We start from the raw sequence: 14,550 nt of genomic DNA, 5'->3' as shown, positions 1-14,550 counted from the left end.
ACGCTTCAGCTGACGTCTCAGCCGACGCTTCAGCTGACGCTCAGCGGATCACATGCGGGATGAAGCGGGCGTACTCGTCCGTGACCGGCCCCGCCGACTCGCGGATGCCGAGGCCGGCCGCCTCGTCCTCGACCACCCAGGCGCCCAGTACGACCCGGTTGCCGTCGAAGTCCGGCAGCGGCGCCAACTCCTGGTAGCAGCAGGGGTCGTCGGGTCCGCGCAGCACCGGCTCGTCGCCCGGCTGGTGCAGGGTGACGCCGGCGCCCTCCCGGCCCAGCAGCGGTTTGGCGGCGTAGCCGCGGGTGTGCGCCAGCTCGCGCGGCCCGTCCAGGTAGGCGGGCAGCAGGTTCGGGTGGCCGGGGTACAGCTCCCACAGGATCGCCAGCAACGCCTTGTTGGAGAGCAGCATCTTCCAGGCGGGTTCGATCCAGAGGGTGGAGCCGGTGCCGCCGCCGTTGTCGAGGGTGTCCAGGACGTGCGGGCCGAAGTCGTCGGTGGCCAGCCACTCCCACGGGTAGAGCTTGAAGCAGGCCCGTATGAAGCGCAGCCGCTGGTCGACGAAGCGGCCCGAGAGCCGGTCCCAGCCGATCTCCTCCACGGGGACGGTGACGGTCGAAAGGCCCGCCTGCTGAGCTGTCTCCTCCAGGTAGGCGACGGTCATCAGGTCCTCGCCGAGCTCGTCGCCCGCGGAGTGCGCGAAGTGCACCGGGGCACCGGGCGGCAGCAGCGGCGCCTGCCGCTTCCAGGCCGCGACCAGCCGCTCGTGCAGCGAGTTCCACTGGTCGGCGCCGGGGAAGCGGTCCTCCATCCAGAACCACTGGGGGCTGGCGGCCTCGACCAGCGAGGTCGGCGTATCGGCGTTGTACTCCAGCATCTTGGCCGGGCCGGTGCCGTCGTAGTGCAGGTCGAACCGCCCGTAGAGGGACGGGAGTTCGGCGCGCCGGCGCCAGGACTCGGCGACCAGCGCGGCGAGCCGGGGGTCGGTGATCCCGAGGTCGGCGAAGCGGTCGCGGGCGACGATGTGCTCGGCGGCGGCCAGGCACATGCCGTGCAGCTCCTCGACGACCTCCTCCAGCGCCTCGACCTCCGGCAGGGTGAAGGCGTAGTAGGCGCTCTCGTCCCAGTAGGGGCGCAGCGAGTCGTCCGGGTAGCGGGTGAGCGGGTAGATCAGGCCCTGCGCCTCGACGGTCCGCTGCCAGTCGGGGCGGCGCTCGATGGTGTGGCGTTCCATGCCCGTACGATCCGCTCAGCCGCCGAAGGAGCCGTGCCGGCCGCCGTGCGAGCCGGAGCCGGAGCAACCGAAGCCGCCGCGGTTGACGGCGGTGGTCCTGCTGAAGGTGCCGTTGTCGGCGTACTTGCCGCCGCCGTTGTCCGGGTCGTAGTACCACTGGCCGTCGACCGGGCGCTTGCCGCGGCCCGACGTACCGGATCCGGCGCCGCCGGTTCCCGAGCCGCCGCTGGACGAGCCGCCGCCCGCCGAGCAGTTCTTGGCGTCGACGACGCGGTAGCCCTTGACGACGTCGTAGCTGTTGCGGTCGACGCAGCGCTTGTCCGGGTCGGAGCCGCAGGACGTCAGGGCGGCGGCCAGGGCGCCCATACCGCCCAGGATCACCGTGCTCGACCGCAGCCGGCGGCGTGCTTTTTCGGCCATCTCTGTCTCCCCCGTGGACTGTCTTGGTGAACGTACGTGGTGTGCGCCGCAGCGCTGACGGACGGGTGCACCCGTCACGCGACGCACGTGGTGTGCGCATCAGCGCGTACGCACGTGGTGTGCGCGTCGGCCCGCACGCACGTGGTGTGGGTCAGCGCGAACACACTGGATGTGTGTCAACGCGAAGGCACTGGGTGTGTGCCAGCGCGAATGCACCGGGTGTGCGCGCGTCAGCCTAGAGGGCGCCCGCCCGCCGCCCGGGAGGGCCCCCGTCCGGTTCCCGGCTTGGCCCCCTACAGTCGCTTCATGCTCCTTGGGATGGTCTGTGCCCTCGCTTCCGCGGTGTGCTTCGGCACCGCCTCCGTCTTCCAGGCGGTGGCCGCGCGCTCCACCGCGCCGGGTACGGACTCCGGCGTCGACCCGCGGCTGCTGCTACGGGTGCTCGGGCAGTGGCGATATCTGGCCGGTCTGGCCCTGGACGGGCTCGGCTTCCTGCTGGAACTGGTCGCGCTGCGGGCGCTGCCGATCTACACGGTCGGGGCGGCGCTCGCGGCGACCCTCGCGGTGACGGCCGTGGTCGCCGCGCCGCTGCTGCACGTCCGGCTGCGCCGCGGCGAGTGGGCGGCGGTGGCGGTGGTCTGCGGCGGACTGGCACTGCTGGCGCTGGCCTCCGGCGAGGAGGGCCATCTGCGGGGCACTCCGGGCCTGCGGATCGCCACGCTGGTGTTCGCGGTGGCGCTGCTCCCGGCCGGCGTACTGGCCGGACGGCTGCCCGAACGGTCCCGGGCCGCGGCGCTCGGCCTGGGCGCCGGTTTCGGCTTCGGCGTGGTGGAGGTCGCGGTCCGCCTGCTGGACGACTTCGCGCCGCTCGCTCTGCTCACCAACCCCGCCGCGTACGCCCTGCTGATCGGCGGCGGCGCGGCGTTCCTGCTGCTGACCACCGCCTTCCAGCGCGGCTCGGTGACCGCCGCCACCGCGGGCATGGTGATCGGCGAGACGATCGGCCCGGCCCTGGTCGGCATCGCCTGGCTCGGCGACCGCACCCGCGAGGGCCTGGCCCCCCTGGCGGTGCTGGGTTTCGCCCTGGCGATCGCCGGCGCGCTGTTGCTGACCCGCTTCGGAGAGGCACCGACGCCCCGGGACGACGCATCGGAGGCACCGGACGTACCGAAGGCACCGAACGCACCGGACGCGCAAGCGGCGCCGGACACACAAGCAGCCCGCCGCGAAACCGCGTGAAGCGGTAACGGCGGCCGTCTTAGGGTGAGTTGACCGCCTCCGTTCGAAGGATGACGCACCCATGACGCACCCCACGACGCACCCCACGACGCACGGCACGAACCCTTCCCCCGCCGCGCTCCCCCACCACCTGACGCTGCGTCACCCAATCCCCGCGGACCACTCCCGTCTCCAGACGGCACTCGCCGACTGGTGGGGCGGCCTGGGCGGCGAGGCCGGCGCACTGCAACGGAAGCTGCTCGTGCCCCGCCTCTTCCTGCAGCACTTCTCCGACACCAGCTTCCTCGTCGAACGCCCCGACGGCACCCTGCACGCCTTCCTGATCGGCTTCCTCTCCCAGACCGACCCGGCGACGGCGTACATCCACTTCGTCGGCGTCTGCCCGGACGGCAAGCGCGCCGGCACCGGCAGGGCCCTGTACGAACGCTTCTTCGCCCGCGCCCGCGAGGCCGGCCGCACCAAGGTCCGCTGCATCACCAGCCCCAACAACCGCGACTCCGTCGCGTACCACACCCGCATGGGCTTCCACCTGGAGCCCGGAGACCACCTCGACGACCACGGCACCCCGGTCCACACGGACTACGACGGCCCGGGCCTGGACCGGATCTCGTTCGTACGGGAGCTGTAACCCCGCCCCCCGCAGTCCACCGCAGTCCACCGACAGGAGCCTTCGGAGCATGTTGCTGCCCCTCACCCACCCGAAGACCGACTTTCTCGAGGTCGTCCGCATCACCGATCCCGTCAGGCACCTCACCTCGGAGGACCTGTCCGGCGATGCGGTCGCGATCTGGGAGGGGGACCAGGCCCGGCAGGCGCTGACGCTGATCGCCGATCTACCGGACGGTGAGATGTACCGCTGCTTCCTCCCTGGTTGGGGAATCCGGGCCCACAGCTCCACCGGTCTGCTCTTCGAGATCGCCTTCTGCTTCCGCTGTCACGGAGCACGCATCTGGGGCCCGGACGTGGCAACCGCCCAACGAGGCCAGACCTTCGACGCCGAGAGCCCTGCCGCTCATGAGCTGCTTCGCCGATTTCGCTCCTGCACACCGAGCTGACGCACAGGTCTCGCCCCACCGGCCGGCCGCACACCCGTCGCCGACGGCAACGACGTGTAACGACGTCTAAGGCCGGGGCACTTCGAGGAACTCCAGCCTTTCGATGACGAGGTCGGCGATGTCCTCTTCCCCTACGCTCAGCAGCCAGTCGGCGAACCGCCAGCCGTACTCCTCCATGGGACTGCGGTCGTAGGTGGGGGGCGTGGGGCCGAAGTTCTGCTGCAGCCATGTGTGGTACGCCTGGCGGGTGGTGCGGTACTCCGCGCGGGGAGGGACGGGTTCGCCGGAATCCTCTTCGAGCAGGTCCCAGAACAGCTCGCGCAGGTCGTGGGCGGTGAGGTAGAGCTCCCCTTCGTCGCCGAGGAAGAGGACGGGCAGGGTGGCGAGGTCGGCGCGGTCGTCGCAGCGCCACAGGGCGTACAGGGAACCGGACGAAGTGGCCTGGGCGAAGGCGATGACCCGATCCTCGAAGTTTGGGTTGTCCGGCTCGGTCCAGCCCACGCCGTTGTTGTACGCGCGCAGTTCGAAGCCCGGCGAGTAGAAGTCCGTACAGGTGTCGTCAAACGCCTTGAGGAGATTCAGCTCGGGTATCGGCGAGTAGGCGTCGCTCATGGGAGCACCTCAGGAAGAGCAGGAAGCGTTCGGTAGGTGGACTGGCTCGAAGCGCCCCCCGGCAAACGGATCACCTGGGCCCGGATGCGTGGCCGGACCACTGCCCGCGGTCTTCCGGAGCGAGGAAGAAGAACCAGCCCGGGGTGACATGGTAGGAGCCCTCGCAGCCGGCGATGTCCGGGCCGTTGCGCACCGCCGCGCGGTAGGCGATCCCGCTTCCGAGGTAGTCCATGCCGTCCGCTCCCACCAGGAGAAGGAGTGCCACGGCCAGGTGAAGCACCGGGCGCAGGGGACGGCGTGCGGGTGTTCCGACGGCCCGGACCGTCCCGGTGACGGACACGGCCGCGGCGGCGACGAGGAACAGGACCGCGGCCAAGGTGGGCGCCGACAGGGATCCTGGGGTGCGGCACAGGATGCAGAACTGGGGCGACGGAACCGCGGCGGGCGCGCTCAGCGTGATCGTCGGCAGCCACCTACCGGCCGGCTGATCCGCGCCGCCCCCTACGCGCCCGCGCCCGGCGCCGCCCCCGGCTCCGGGGGCAGGGCTCTGATGAGTGCGTCCAGGGCGCCGGCGAACGCGTGGTCCGGCGGGGTGCCGTAGGCGACGACGAGGGCGTCTCGGGGGGTGGGTGGGGCGGTGGGGTCGTGGAAGCGGGTGAGGCCCTCCAGGGCGAGGCCCTGCCAGCGGGCGGCCTGGACGATGGACTGCTCGGTGCCGGGCGGGAGTTCGAGGACGGCGTGCAGGCCGGCGGCGATGCCGGAGACGTGGACGTGCGGGGCCCGGTCGGCGAGTGCCGCGACGAGCTGGTCACGACGGCGCCGGTAGCGCAGCCGCATCCCGCGGAGGTGCCGGTCGTAGGCGCCGGAGGAGAGGAACTCGGCGAGGGTGAGCTGTTCCAGCTGGCCGGACTGCCATTCGCCGGTGCGTTTGACGGCCAGCAGCGGGTCGACGAGGCGGTCCGGCAGCACCATCCAGGCCAGCCGCAGGGCGGGGGCCAGGCTCTTGCTGGCGGTGCCCAGGTAGACGACGTGGTCGGGGTCGAGGCCCTGGAGGGCGCCGACGGGCTGCCGGTCGTAGCGGAACTCGCCGTCGTAGTCGTCCTCCAGGATGTAACCGCCCGTAGCGCGCGCCCAGTTGACGGCGGCGGCCCGCCGGTCGGGGTGCAGCGGTACGCCGGTGGGGAACTGGTGGGCGGGGGTGAGCAGGGCCGCGCGGACGTCGTCGAGCCCGGCCAGGTCCTCGGTGCGGGCCCCCTGCGCGTCGACGACGAGCGGGACGGTGCCCGGCCCGGCGCGGGTGATGACGTCGCGGTGGAAGTCCAGCCCGTACGACTCGACGGCCAGCCGGCCGGTGCCCAGGGTGCGGGCGAGCAGCGCCAGGCCCTGCATGAAACCGGTGCAGACGACGATCCGGTCGGGGTCGGCGCGGACCCCGCGGGCCCGGGCGAGGTAGTCGGCGAGGACGGTGCGCAGTTCGGGCCGGCCGGCCGGGTCGCCGTAGCCGAAGGCCTCGCTGGGGGCGGTGGTCAGCGCGCGGCGGGCGGCGGCGAGCCAGGCGGTGCGGGGGAAGGCGGAGATGTCCGGGGTGCCGGGGGTGAGGTCGAAGCGCGGCCGGCCGGGGCGGCCGGCCGGGCCGTGCGGGCGGCGTACGGCGGGGGCGGTGCGCGGCAGTACGCGGTCGGCGACCCGGGTGCCGGAGCCCTGGCGGGCGGTGAGCCAGCCCTCCGCGACGAGTTCGGCGTAGGCGTCGGCGACGGTGTTGCGGGCGAGGCCGAGGTCGGCGGCGAGCGAACGGGAGGAGGGCAGCCGGGTGCCGGGGGTCAGCCGTCCGGTCCGTACGGCGTCCCGCAGCGCACGGATCAGGGCGGCCCGCGGCCCGCCGGGGCCGGTGAGGTCCAGATGCAGATCACGGCCGAAAGTGGCCCAGGAATTCCCCATGGAAGTGGACCATAGCGGGGTGCCATTGCCGTCGTAGCGTCGTGGTCGTGACGACAACATCGACGACATCGACGGCATCGACCGGTCCCCGGATGCACTGGGCGAAGCTCGCGCCCGAGGTCTACAAGGCCATGATCGCGTTGGACGCGGCGGCGAAGAAGGACCTGGACCCGCCGCTGGTCGAGCTGGTCAAGATCCGGGCCTCGCAGATCAACAAGTGCGCCTTCTGCCTCGACATGCACATCAGGGACGCCCGCGGGGCCGGCGAGACCGAGGAACGGCTCTCCCTCCTGAGCGCCTGGGCGGAGGCCGAGGAGTACTACACCGTCAAGGAGCGGGCGGCGCTGGCGCTGACCGAGGCCGTCACCGTCCTGACGGAAGGCTTCGTCCCGGACGAGGTGTACGAGCGGGCCGCGGCCCACTTCGAGGAGCCCGAACTCGCCCAGCTCATCGCCCTGATCACCACCATCAACGCCTGGAACCGCTTCGGCGTGACCACCCGCATGACGCCGGGGAGGGCCTGATCCGATGACCCAGCGGATGACGTTCTGGAGCCGGCAGCCCGCGTTCTACCAGGCGCAGCTGGCACTCACCATGGCCGCGAAGAAGGGCCTGGGCGACCAGGTGCTGGCCGAGCTGGTGGTGCTGCGCGCCTCGCAGCTCAACCGGTGCGCGTTCTGTATCGACATGCATGTGAAGAACCTGCGCGAGGCCGGGGTGAGCGCGCGGCGGATCGATCTGCTGCCGGCGTGGGAGGAGGCGGGCGACCTCTACTCGGCGCGGGAGCGGGCCGCGCTGGCGTTCACCGAGGCCGTCACCGTCCTGACCGAGGGGCAGGTGCCGGACGAGGTCCACGAGCGGGCCGCCGCCCACTTCGACGAGCGGGAACTGGCCCATCTCCTCGCGGTGATCGTCGCGATCAACAACTGGAACCGGGTCAATGTCACGGTCCGCCAGCCGCCGGGGACGGAGCTGTGAGCGCCGCGGCGACGCTCCGCGCGCTGCACCACGGCCCGCGGCTGCCACTGGTCCTGCCCGGTCCGTGGGACGCGGCCGCCGCCCGGGTCTTCGCGGACGCCGGCTTCCCGGCGCTGGCCACGCCCAGCGCCGGTATCGCCGCCTCCCTCGGATACGAGGACGGCCGGACGCCGCCGGCGGAGATGTTCGCCGCGATCGCCCGGATCGTGCGGGCCGTGGACGTCCCCGTCACGGCGGATGTGGAGGCCGGGTACGGGCTGTCGGCGAAGGAGCTGGTGGGCCGGCTGCTGGACGCCGGGGCGGCCGGCTGCAATCTGGAGGACACCGACCACGCCACCCGCACCCTGCGCGATGCGGAGGAGCAGGCCGGCTGGCTGGCGGAGGTACGGGCCGAGGCCGGTGACGCGCTGGTGGTCAACGCGCGGATCGACACGTATCTGCGCGGCGTCGAGGGCGAGCGGGAGACGGCGGAGACGGTGCGCCGGGGGCTGCTCTACGCGGCGGCGGGCGCCGACTGCGTCTACCCGATCCTCGCCCCGCCCGCGCTGCTGTCCGCCCTGGCCACCGCCATCGGCCGCCCGGTGAACGCCCTCGCGGTGCCCGGCGGGCCCACCCCGGAAGAGCTGGGCGCGCTGGGCGCGGCCCGGATCACCTTCGGCGGCGGACTGCAGCACGCGGCGATGGCCACGCTGGCGGAGGTGGCCGAGCGGCTGCGGGGCGGACGGCCCGCGGAGGGCTAGGCCCGGCCGCGCACGGAGCGAGGACCGCGGGCCGCGGCGGGGGCGGGGGCGGGCGTACCGGGGTCGTCCGCCCCGCCGCGGCCCCCGCGTCAGCGTTCGTCGGTCCCGGCCACCTTGCCGGTGCTGATCGCGATCCGGTTCCACGTGTTGATGGTGAAGATCAGCGCCAGCAGCCGGGCCAGTTCGTCCGCCGCGAAGTGCCGGGCGGCCCGCTCGTACACCGCGTCCGGCACCCCGCCCTGCGCGACCAAGGTGACGGCCTCGGTGAGCGCCAGCGCCGCCCGCTCCCGCTCGGTGAAGAAGTGCGCCGCCTCCTCCCAGACGGCGACCATGTGCAGCCGCTCCTCGCTCTCCCCGGCCTTGCGGGCGTCGGTGGTGTGCATGTGCAGGCAGTAGGCGCACTTGTTGAGCTGGGAGGACCGGATCTGGACCAGTTCGACCAGGGCCGGGTCCAGGCCCTCGCGGGCCGCGGCGTCGAGGCCGATCAGCGCGCGGAAGGCCTTGGGGGCGGCCTTGGCGAAATCGACCCGGGGGGTGCGGAGTTCGGTGGCTGCGGTGGCTTCCGTCGCGTCGTCGGCGGGTACGGGGATGGTCATGTCGTGCGCTGTGGTGTGCGTCATGCCTCGAATCTAGGAGCGGAGGCGACCGGCTGTAGGGTGCATTTCCATGCCGGAATCATGGGTCAATTCCGCCGAGGGCCTGGGCGCCGATCTGCACCTGGAACTGACCGGTCCGGGCGGCCGGCGCGCCGCCCTGCTCGGTGCGCTCCGCGAGGCCGTACGGTCCGGGCGGCTGGCCCCCGGCACCCGCCTGCCGCCGTACCGTTCGCTCGCCGTCGACCTCGGTCTCGCCCGCAACACCGTCGCCGACGCCTATGCCGAACTCGTCGCGGAGGGCTGGCTCACCGCCCGCCAGGGCTCCGGCACCCGGGTCGCCGACCGGGCCCGGCCGCTGGCGCCCACCCGGGCCCCGGCCCACCGCGCCCCGGCGGCCCGCCCCCGGCACAACCTCCTCCAAGGGCAGCCGGACGCCGCCGCGTTCCCCCGTACGGCCTGGGTCGCCGCCGCCCGCCGGGCGCTGACCGCCGCCCCCGACGACGCGTTCGGGCCCGGTGATCCGCGCGGCCGCCCGGAACTGCGCCGCGCGCTGACCGACTATCTGGCCCGTACCCGCGGCGTCCGTACCGATCCCGGCCGGATCGTCATCTGCTCCGGTTTCGCGCACGCCCTGCGGCTGCTGTTCCCGGCGGTCCTCCCCGGCCCGCTCGCCGTCGAGTCGTACGGCCTGCCCTTCCACCGGCAGCTCCTGGCCGCGGCCGGCACCGTCACCCACCCTCTGGCGGTGGACGAACTCGGCGCGGATCCGGGGCAGTTGGCGGAGCTGGACGACGTACGGACGGTACTGCTCACCCCGGCGCACCAGTTCCCCACCGGCGTCCCGCTGCACCCCGACCGCCGGGCCGCCGTCATCAACTGGGCGCGGGCCACCGGCGGTTATGTGATCGAGGACGACTACGACGGCGAGTTCCGCTACGACCGCCGGCCGGTCGGTGCCCTCCAGGGCCTGGACCCGGAGCGGGTGATCCACCTCGGCTCGGTCAGCAAGAGCCTGTCGCCCGCGGTGCGGCTGGGCTGGATGGTGCTGCCCGGGCGGCTGGTCGACGCCGTCCTCGCGGCCAAGGGCGAACGGGAGGCGTGGGCCGGCGTCACCGACCAGCTCACCCTCGCGGAGTTCGTGACGTACGGCGCCTACGACCGGCACCTGCGCCGGATGCGGCAGCGCTACCGGCGGCGCCGGGACCAGCTGGTCGCCGCGGTGGCCGGCCAGGCCCCGCAGCTGGAGGTCACCGGTATCGCCGCCGGGCTGCACGCCGTCCTCCAGCTCCCGGACGGCGCGGGGGCGGCGGACGAGCGTGCCGCGCTGCGGGCCGCCCGCTGGCAGGGCCTGGCGCTGGACGGGCTGTCGGAGTACCACCATCCGGATGCCCCGGCGCCGCCCCGGCACGGGCTGGTCGTCGGCTATGCCACCCCCTCCGAGAGCGCCTTCCCGGCGGCCCTGGCGGCGCTGTGCCGGGCGTTGCCGCCGGGGCCGTAGGAAGGCGTCCTCCGCAGGGAGCGGGACGGGACCGGCTCTACTGGCCGGCGAACTTGCGGCTGATGCCGTCGAAGACCCGCTGCGCCTCCGGGCCCAGGTGCGGGCCGGCCAGCCAGGTGTGCGCGTGGGAGCTGATGGAGGTGTTGGAGACCAGGGTCAGCTTGCCGCCGCGGTTGACGAACCAGCCGCCGCCGGAGGTGCCGCCGGTCATCGTGCAGCCGATGCGGTGCATGGCGGGCGTGCCCTGCTCCATGACCAGCCGGCCGGGGCGGGCCGGGCAGTTCATCATCCGCGCGCCGTCGTACGGCGGCGCGGCCGGGTAGCCGAACGCGTCGAGGGAGCTGATGCCGTCGGCGGAGGGCGCGTTGAACCACACCTGGGCGGCGTTGCCCACGGTCTCCTGGAGCGACTTGCCGCCGCCGTTCTCCGGCTTCACGTGCAGCACCGCGAAGTCGTAGGCCGAGCCGCCGTTGCCGGTCTCCTCGCTGCCCATGTTGATCCACTCACCGGAGGTGGTGATCCAGTCCGCCCAGAACCGGCCGTAGGGGGTGACCTGCTGGGCGGGGGTGCTGCCGACCTGGTTCATCGGGACGCCGTTGTCGTTGTACGACGGCACGAAGACGATGTTGCGCATCCAGCCGCCCTGCTTGCCGGAGTGCACGCAGTGGCCGGCGGTCCACACCAGGTTGGATTTGCCCGGGTGTGCCGGGTCCTCGACGATCGTGCCGGAGCAGACCATCGGGCCCTTGGGGCTGTCGAAGAAGATCTTGCCGACCGGCGCCATGTGCTGGTGGTACGGGCGGGCGACCTGCTCGGCGGTGACCGGCTGCGGCTCGGGATCGGAGGCGGCGGTTCCACTGCCCGCGCCGGTGGCGTTCACCCCTATCTCCGGGGCGGCCTTGGCCTTGGCCAGCCGGTCGGGCTTCCAGTGGTCCTTGATGATCGGGTTGGCGAAGTCGGAGGCCTTGCGCGCCCAGTCACCCCAGTCGTTCCAGCCGCCGTCCTTCCACTTCTTCAGGTCGTCGATGCTGGTCGGCATGCCCTTGGGCAGCTTCAGACCCCCGTCGCCCGGGCCCTTCTGGTCGGCGGCGGCCGAACTGCCGGGCGCGGCGGCCTTGTCGTCGCTGGGGCCGCAGCCGGTGGCGGTGACCGCGAGCAGCGCGGCCACGGCGGCGGCCGCGGCGGTGGAACGGCGGATGGCTGGCATGGAAGCGGAAGTCCCCCTGGTACGTGGCGGTCGCGACACGCGGCGCCATGGTGTGGTGTGTCATGTCCCGACTCGGACTGCGCCTACTATGCCGCCCCTCGGAGCGCGGGGAACGGCCAGGGCCCGAAGGCCGGTTGGACATAACGGGAGAGGTCACCGCACGTCGGACGGCCCCGCACCGGCAGCAGCGGTGCGGGGCCGGGCGCCGCCCACACTCCCCCCACAGGAGGCAGGCAGCGGTCGGGGGACGGAAGACGGAGAGGCTCAGGACCTCGGGGGCCGGTCCTGAGCCTCTCCTGGAGAGGGGCCTGTGAGCGGGGTGTTACCGCAGGTACTTGACGATCAGCTCCAGCACGTACTTGTCGACCTTTTCCAGGAGGATCCGGACCGGGCTCCCCGGCTTGAGGGTCTTCACCCACTTACGGAAGGCGGCGACGCCCTTCTTCGCGGCGGCCTTGGCCTCCTTGTAGTGCTTGCCGAGCACCTTCTTGAGGAACTTCACGATCGCCTTGGCGCGATCCTTGGCATCCTTGCCCGAAATCCCCTGTACCTGGGCCTTGTCGAGGCCGGCCGCGTAGGTCACCGCGGTGAGGGTGTTCACGTCACCGGCCGAGCGGACCGCACCCACCTGGACCGAGGAGACGACCGGGGTACGGGAGTGCTGGGCCGCGCCGGCCATGGGGGCTGCGATACCCAGCGTGACCGCGGCGGCGAGGGCGGTGGCGGCCATCCGCATCGTCTTGCGCATGGGACTCCTCTTCTCTCTTTCGCGGCGCACCGGTTGTTCGGTGATCGCCGGAAAGAGTCTTCCGCCGCCCTCCGGTATTCCGCTATTGCCTCTTCGGGCATCGGACGTACGGCCAACGGACGTCCGGTCATTGGCCGAAGGGGACTCGTACGGAGGGGACCCGTACCGAGGGGAATCGCACGGAGGGGAATCGTGCGGAGGGGAATGGAGAATTTCGGCCGGAAAGGAAGGAACCTCCTCGCCCGTCCCGAGGGCGAGGAGGTTACCGGCGGCCGGGGGGATTACGGCTGGTTCACCGGGACACTGCCGTCCGGGGGGCTGATGTCGTGATGGTGTGCGTACGCAAAGATGGCCGCTTCGATGCGGGTGGCGACCTCGATCTTCGTCATGAGATTGGCCAGGTGAGCCTTGACAGTGCGTTCGGTGATGCCGAGTTGTTGCCCGATCTCCCGGTTGGACGCGGCCCTTCCGATGAGGATGAGCACTTGGCGTTCGCGCGGCGTCAGATGAGGGATTCTGGAGGGGTCTCCCGGAGTCGGGCGCGGGCTCGTGGGGTACGCCACGGCTATCCGCGCAGCCGATAGTTCACTTCTATTGCACGTATGACTCTGAGACAAAGCAGTTCTACCTTCCCCGTATTCTGCTTATGAGTCCTGCTGGGCACGATCGCTCGCTTTCTTCCCGGTTGGTCGAGTCGGGTTTCCGGCGGACGAACATGGGCGTGCGGTCATCGTGCGCTGCGGCCCGCGGTCCGCCCCGGCATGTGACGCCGGAAGGCGGGCGCGGTTACCGCCCGACGAAACCTCTGCCCGGCATGAGCGGCGTCACGGTCGGTAACTGCCCAGCAAGCGAGGCCACATGGCCGGAAAGAGCACTTGGGGCAGATCTTAAAGGGTTCCTAAACCGCTGGTACGGGTTTGCGAAGTGGATCACTCAAAGCCCGGCCTGTCCCGAGGGGCACCGGCCAAAGGGTCAATACCGCCCGCACGGCCCCGTTCGTACGCTCGGTCTCCCCTGCGCACACCGGATCAGAGCAAGAGGAGATTCCATGAGCAACGGTTCCACCATGCGCCGGATCGGGTCAGCCGCCGTGGCCGGCGCGGCGGCCCTCGCGGTCCTGGCACCCGCGGCCTCGGCCGCCGACCGGCCGTCGTCGGCGCCGGCGCCCGTGGCCGCCGCGGAGCAGTCGCTCGGGAGCAAGCTGACCGTCAAGAGCTATCTGCAGTACCTGGCGTCCCGGAAGACCCCCGAGGCGAAGCGGACCCTGAAGGCGTTCCGTGCGCTGCCGAAGGCCAAGCAGCAGAAGTTCGTCGGCCACCTCCAGAACCGCAAGGTCTACGAGGCGCTCACCGCGTCGCTGAAGGGCACCACCCGGCCCGGGGGCCGGCGCGCGGCCACGCCGTACAACGCGGACGTGTCGTTCGTGAAGGAGGTGCGGGTCGAGGCCAAGGGGACCATCGCCGGTGTGAACACCCGCGTCAGCTTCGCGATGTCGGAGGAGATCTTCGGCATCCCGGTCACCACCGAGAAGGTGTCGGTGCAGTACCTGGCCAGGGGCGGACGGGCCACCAAGCTCCTGCACGGCGACGCGACGGTGACGAACGTCAACGCGGCGGTGGACATCAAGGGCGGTGGCAAGCCGCGCCTGGTCCGTGGGGCCGCCAGCATCTCGGCCACCTGGAAGGCCACCCCGCGCTTCGCCTCCTTCGGCGCGGCGCTCAACAAGATCCAGGCGCTGGACGCCGGTGTGCAGGGCTACTGGAGGGCGAGCCTGCACAACGCCTGAGCCGGTACGGACCAGCGCGCCGCCGCACCGCGTCACGGACCGCACCGCGTCACGGACGGGCGGCGGCCACCCTCGGGTCCCGGTACGCGGCGGCGCGCGGCTGCCGCCCCGGGATGCCCGGTCCTCCCGGTCCTCCCGATGCCCCATGGCGGAACTCCCCGAGTTGTTCCGCCGTGGGGTACCACTGTTTCTGGCAACGGCAGCACCACCAGCGCCAGTTGTCCCAGTCGGTACTGGTCTGGGTGGTGTCCTTCCACAACCAGTCGTCACAGTCGGTCGTGGGGCATTTCGGGGGAAGCGGCATGGTGGCATCCTCGGGCGTCCGCGCCCGTGCGCCGGGCGGAACTCCCCGGCCGCCATCCGAACGGGTGAGCCCGAAGGGGGTGGGGGGGGCTCCGGGCCGCCCGCCCCGGGGGGGGCCGGGGGCGGGGGGGGCGGGTCGTGTTGGGGCGCGAGCGCGGCCAGGGGTGTGGGGGGGTGGGGGCCGCGCGCGGGGGCGCGC

17 protein-coding genes are annotated in these 14,550 nt (G+C 72.3%); 8 read left to right on the top strand and 9 right to left on the bottom strand.

From position 1 onward, the window contains the following. Positions 1-40: 40 nt before the first annotated feature. Positions 41-1,231: a glutathionylspermidine synthase family protein gene (locus ACFV1J_RS31720; RefSeq protein WP_385863853.1), complete on the bottom strand. Its 1,191-nt coding sequence runs from the start codon at positions 1,229-1,231 to the stop codon at positions 41-43. A gap of 15 nt (positions 1,232-1,246) precedes the next feature. After that, on the bottom strand, positions 1,247-1,651 hold the full coding sequence (locus ACFV1J_RS31715; protein WP_385863850.1) for a hypothetical protein: 405 nt from the start codon (positions 1,649-1,651) through the stop codon (positions 1,247-1,249). A gap of 306 nt (positions 1,652-1,957) precedes the next feature. Here ACFV1J_RS31715 and ACFV1J_RS31710 point away from each other — a divergent pair, with 306 nt between their 5' ends. The 3 genes from ACFV1J_RS31710 (at position 1,958) to ACFV1J_RS31700 (ending at position 3,945) form a co-directional block, all read left to right on the top strand. Next, positions 1,958-2,890 carry a hypothetical protein gene (locus tag ACFV1J_RS31710; RefSeq protein ID WP_385863849.1) on the top strand — a complete coding sequence of 311 codons (933 nt, stop codon included), beginning with the start codon at positions 1,958-1,960 and terminating at the stop codon, positions 2,888-2,890. Positions 2,891-2,951: 61 nt separating this feature from the next. Next, complete coding sequence (locus ACFV1J_RS31705; protein ID WP_385863847.1) at positions 2,952-3,518, top strand: GNAT family N-acetyltransferase; 567 nt, start codon at positions 2,952-2,954, stop codon at positions 3,516-3,518. A 49-nt stretch (positions 3,519-3,567) separates the two neighbouring features. Beyond that, positions 3,568-3,945, top strand: coding sequence for a hypothetical protein (locus ACFV1J_RS31700; protein WP_385863844.1), 378 nt, complete (start codon positions 3,568-3,570; stop codon positions 3,943-3,945). A 66-nt stretch (positions 3,946-4,011) separates the two neighbouring features. Here the strand turns inward: ACFV1J_RS31700 and ACFV1J_RS31695 are convergent, their stop codons facing one another. The 3 genes from ACFV1J_RS31695 to ACFV1J_RS31685 form a co-directional block, all read right to left on the bottom strand. Continuing rightward, on the bottom strand, positions 4,012-4,557 hold the full coding sequence (locus tag ACFV1J_RS31695) for a hypothetical protein (protein WP_385863842.1): 546 nt from the start codon (positions 4,555-4,557) through the stop codon (positions 4,012-4,014). Between the two features lie 70 nt (positions 4,558-4,627). Further along, positions 4,628-4,822: a hypothetical protein gene (locus ACFV1J_RS31690; protein ID WP_385863840.1), complete on the bottom strand. Its 195-nt coding sequence runs from the start codon at positions 4,820-4,822 to the stop codon at positions 4,628-4,630. A gap of 236 nt (positions 4,823-5,058) precedes the next feature. Beyond that, positions 5,059-6,495, bottom strand: a complete 1,437-nt coding sequence (locus ACFV1J_RS31685) for a PLP-dependent aminotransferase family protein (RefSeq protein WP_385863838.1) — start codon at positions 6,493-6,495, stop codon at positions 5,059-5,061. A 92-nt stretch (positions 6,496-6,587) separates the two neighbouring features. Here ACFV1J_RS31685 and ACFV1J_RS31680 point away from each other — a divergent pair, with 92 nt between their 5' ends. The 3 genes from ACFV1J_RS31680 to ACFV1J_RS31670 are packed head-to-tail and all read left to right on the top strand — an operon-like array spanning position 6,588 to position 8,213. Then, on the top strand, positions 6,588-7,019 hold the full coding sequence (locus tag ACFV1J_RS31680; protein ID WP_385863912.1) for a carboxymuconolactone decarboxylase family protein: 432 nt from the start codon (positions 6,588-6,590) through the stop codon (positions 7,017-7,019). 4 nt (positions 7,020-7,023) lie between these two features. Continuing rightward, complete coding sequence (locus ACFV1J_RS31675) at positions 7,024-7,473, top strand: carboxymuconolactone decarboxylase family protein (RefSeq protein WP_385863836.1); 450 nt, start codon at positions 7,024-7,026, stop codon at positions 7,471-7,473. Further along, the gene (locus ACFV1J_RS31670) at positions 7,470-8,213 is read left to right on the top strand and encodes an isocitrate lyase/phosphoenolpyruvate mutase family protein (protein ID WP_385863834.1); all 744 of its coding nucleotides are present in this window, start codon (positions 7,470-7,472) and stop codon (positions 8,211-8,213) included. The genes ACFV1J_RS31675 and ACFV1J_RS31670 overlap by 4 nt, the downstream gene beginning before the upstream one ends. Before the next feature lie 89 nt (positions 8,214-8,302). Here ACFV1J_RS31670 and ACFV1J_RS31665 read toward each other — a convergent pair whose 3' ends face one another. Further along, the gene (locus ACFV1J_RS31665; RefSeq protein WP_385863910.1) at positions 8,303-8,809 is read right to left on the bottom strand and encodes a carboxymuconolactone decarboxylase family protein; all 507 of its coding nucleotides are present in this window, start codon (positions 8,807-8,809) and stop codon (positions 8,303-8,305) included. Positions 8,810-8,879: 70 nt separating this feature from the next. On the opposite strand from ACFV1J_RS31665, the gene ACFV1J_RS31660 reads away from it, so the two are divergent. Continuing rightward, entirely contained in the window at positions 8,880-10,307 is a 1,428-nt protein-coding gene (locus tag ACFV1J_RS31660; protein ID WP_385863832.1) for a PLP-dependent aminotransferase family protein, read from the top strand. A 37-nt stretch (positions 10,308-10,344) separates the two neighbouring features. Here ACFV1J_RS31660 and ACFV1J_RS31655 read toward each other — a convergent pair whose 3' ends face one another. The 3 genes from ACFV1J_RS31655 to ACFV1J_RS31645 all read right to left on the bottom strand — a co-directional run bounded on the left by ACFV1J_RS31655 (position 10,345) and on the right by ACFV1J_RS31645 (position 12,825). Further along, complete coding sequence (locus tag ACFV1J_RS31655; RefSeq protein WP_385863830.1) at positions 10,345-11,514, bottom strand: trypsin-like serine peptidase; 1,170 nt, start codon at positions 11,512-11,514, stop codon at positions 10,345-10,347. A 322-nt stretch (positions 11,515-11,836) separates the two neighbouring features. Then, a complete protein-coding gene (locus ACFV1J_RS31650; protein ID WP_385863828.1) occupies positions 11,837-12,262 on the bottom strand; it encodes a hypothetical protein in 426 nt (141 codons plus the stop codon). A gap of 281 nt (positions 12,263-12,543) precedes the next feature. Then, entirely contained in the window at positions 12,544-12,825 is a 282-nt protein-coding gene (locus tag ACFV1J_RS31645; protein ID WP_385863826.1) for a response regulator transcription factor, read from the bottom strand. A 485-nt stretch (positions 12,826-13,310) separates the two neighbouring features. On the opposite strand from ACFV1J_RS31645, the gene ACFV1J_RS31640 reads away from it, so the two are divergent. Next, the gene (locus tag ACFV1J_RS31640; protein ID WP_385863824.1) at positions 13,311-14,048 is read left to right on the top strand and encodes a hypothetical protein; all 738 of its coding nucleotides are present in this window, start codon (positions 13,311-13,313) and stop codon (positions 14,046-14,048) included. Positions 14,049-14,550: the final 502 nt, after the last annotated feature.

The sequence above is a fragment of the Streptomyces sp. NPDC059649 genome, assembly GCF_042734445.1.
Taxonomy (GTDB): domain Bacteria; phylum Actinomycetota; class Actinomycetes; order Streptomycetales; family Streptomycetaceae; genus Streptomyces.
The sequence above is the reverse complement of the archived record's forward strand: the minus strand, read 5'-3'. Positions and strand labels throughout refer to the sequence as shown.

What these genes read in the sequence shown, in the direction of transcription:
- ACFV1J_RS31705 (WP_385863847.1), top strand. Translation starts at nt 2,952, where the DNA reads ATGACGCACCCCACGACGCACCCCACGACGCACGGCACGAACCCTTCC.
- ACFV1J_RS31650 (WP_385863828.1), bottom strand. Translation starts at nt 12,262, where the DNA reads ATGCGCAAGACGATGCGGATGGCCGCCACCGCCCTCGCCGCCGCGGTC.
- ACFV1J_RS31660 (WP_385863832.1), top strand. Translation starts at nt 8,880, where the DNA reads ATGCCGGAATCATGGGTCAATTCCGCCGAGGGCCTGGGCGCCGATCTG.
- ACFV1J_RS31715 (WP_385863850.1), bottom strand. Translation starts at nt 1,651, where the DNA reads ATGGCCGAAAAAGCACGCCGCCGGCTGCGGTCGAGCACGGTGATCCTG.
- ACFV1J_RS31710 (WP_385863849.1), top strand. Translation starts at nt 1,958, where the DNA reads ATGCTCCTTGGGATGGTCTGTGCCCTCGCTTCCGCGGTGTGCTTCGGC.
- ACFV1J_RS31680 (WP_385863912.1), top strand. Translation starts at nt 6,588, where the DNA reads ATGCACTGGGCGAAGCTCGCGCCCGAGGTCTACAAGGCCATGATCGCG.
- ACFV1J_RS31675 (WP_385863836.1), top strand. Translation starts at nt 7,024, where the DNA reads ATGACCCAGCGGATGACGTTCTGGAGCCGGCAGCCCGCGTTCTACCAG.
- ACFV1J_RS31720 (WP_385863853.1), bottom strand. Translation starts at nt 1,231, where the DNA reads ATGGAACGCCACACCATCGAGCGCCGCCCCGACTGGCAGCGGACCGTC.
- ACFV1J_RS31695 (WP_385863842.1), bottom strand. Translation starts at nt 4,557, where the DNA reads ATGAGCGACGCCTACTCGCCGATACCCGAGCTGAATCTCCTCAAGGCG.
- ACFV1J_RS31700 (WP_385863844.1), top strand. Translation starts at nt 3,568, where the DNA reads ATGTTGCTGCCCCTCACCCACCCGAAGACCGACTTTCTCGAGGTCGTC.
- ACFV1J_RS31685 (WP_385863838.1), bottom strand. Translation starts at nt 6,495, where the DNA reads ATGGGGAATTCCTGGGCCACTTTCGGCCGTGATCTGCATCTGGACCTC.
- ACFV1J_RS31665 (WP_385863910.1), bottom strand. Translation starts at nt 8,809, where the DNA reads ATGACCATCCCCGTACCCGCCGACGACGCGACGGAAGCCACCGCAGCC.
- ACFV1J_RS31640 (WP_385863824.1), top strand. Translation starts at nt 13,311, where the DNA reads ATGAGCAACGGTTCCACCATGCGCCGGATCGGGTCAGCCGCCGTGGCC.
- ACFV1J_RS31655 (WP_385863830.1), bottom strand. Translation starts at nt 11,514, where the DNA reads ATGCCAGCCATCCGCCGTTCCACCGCCGCGGCCGCCGCCGTGGCCGCG.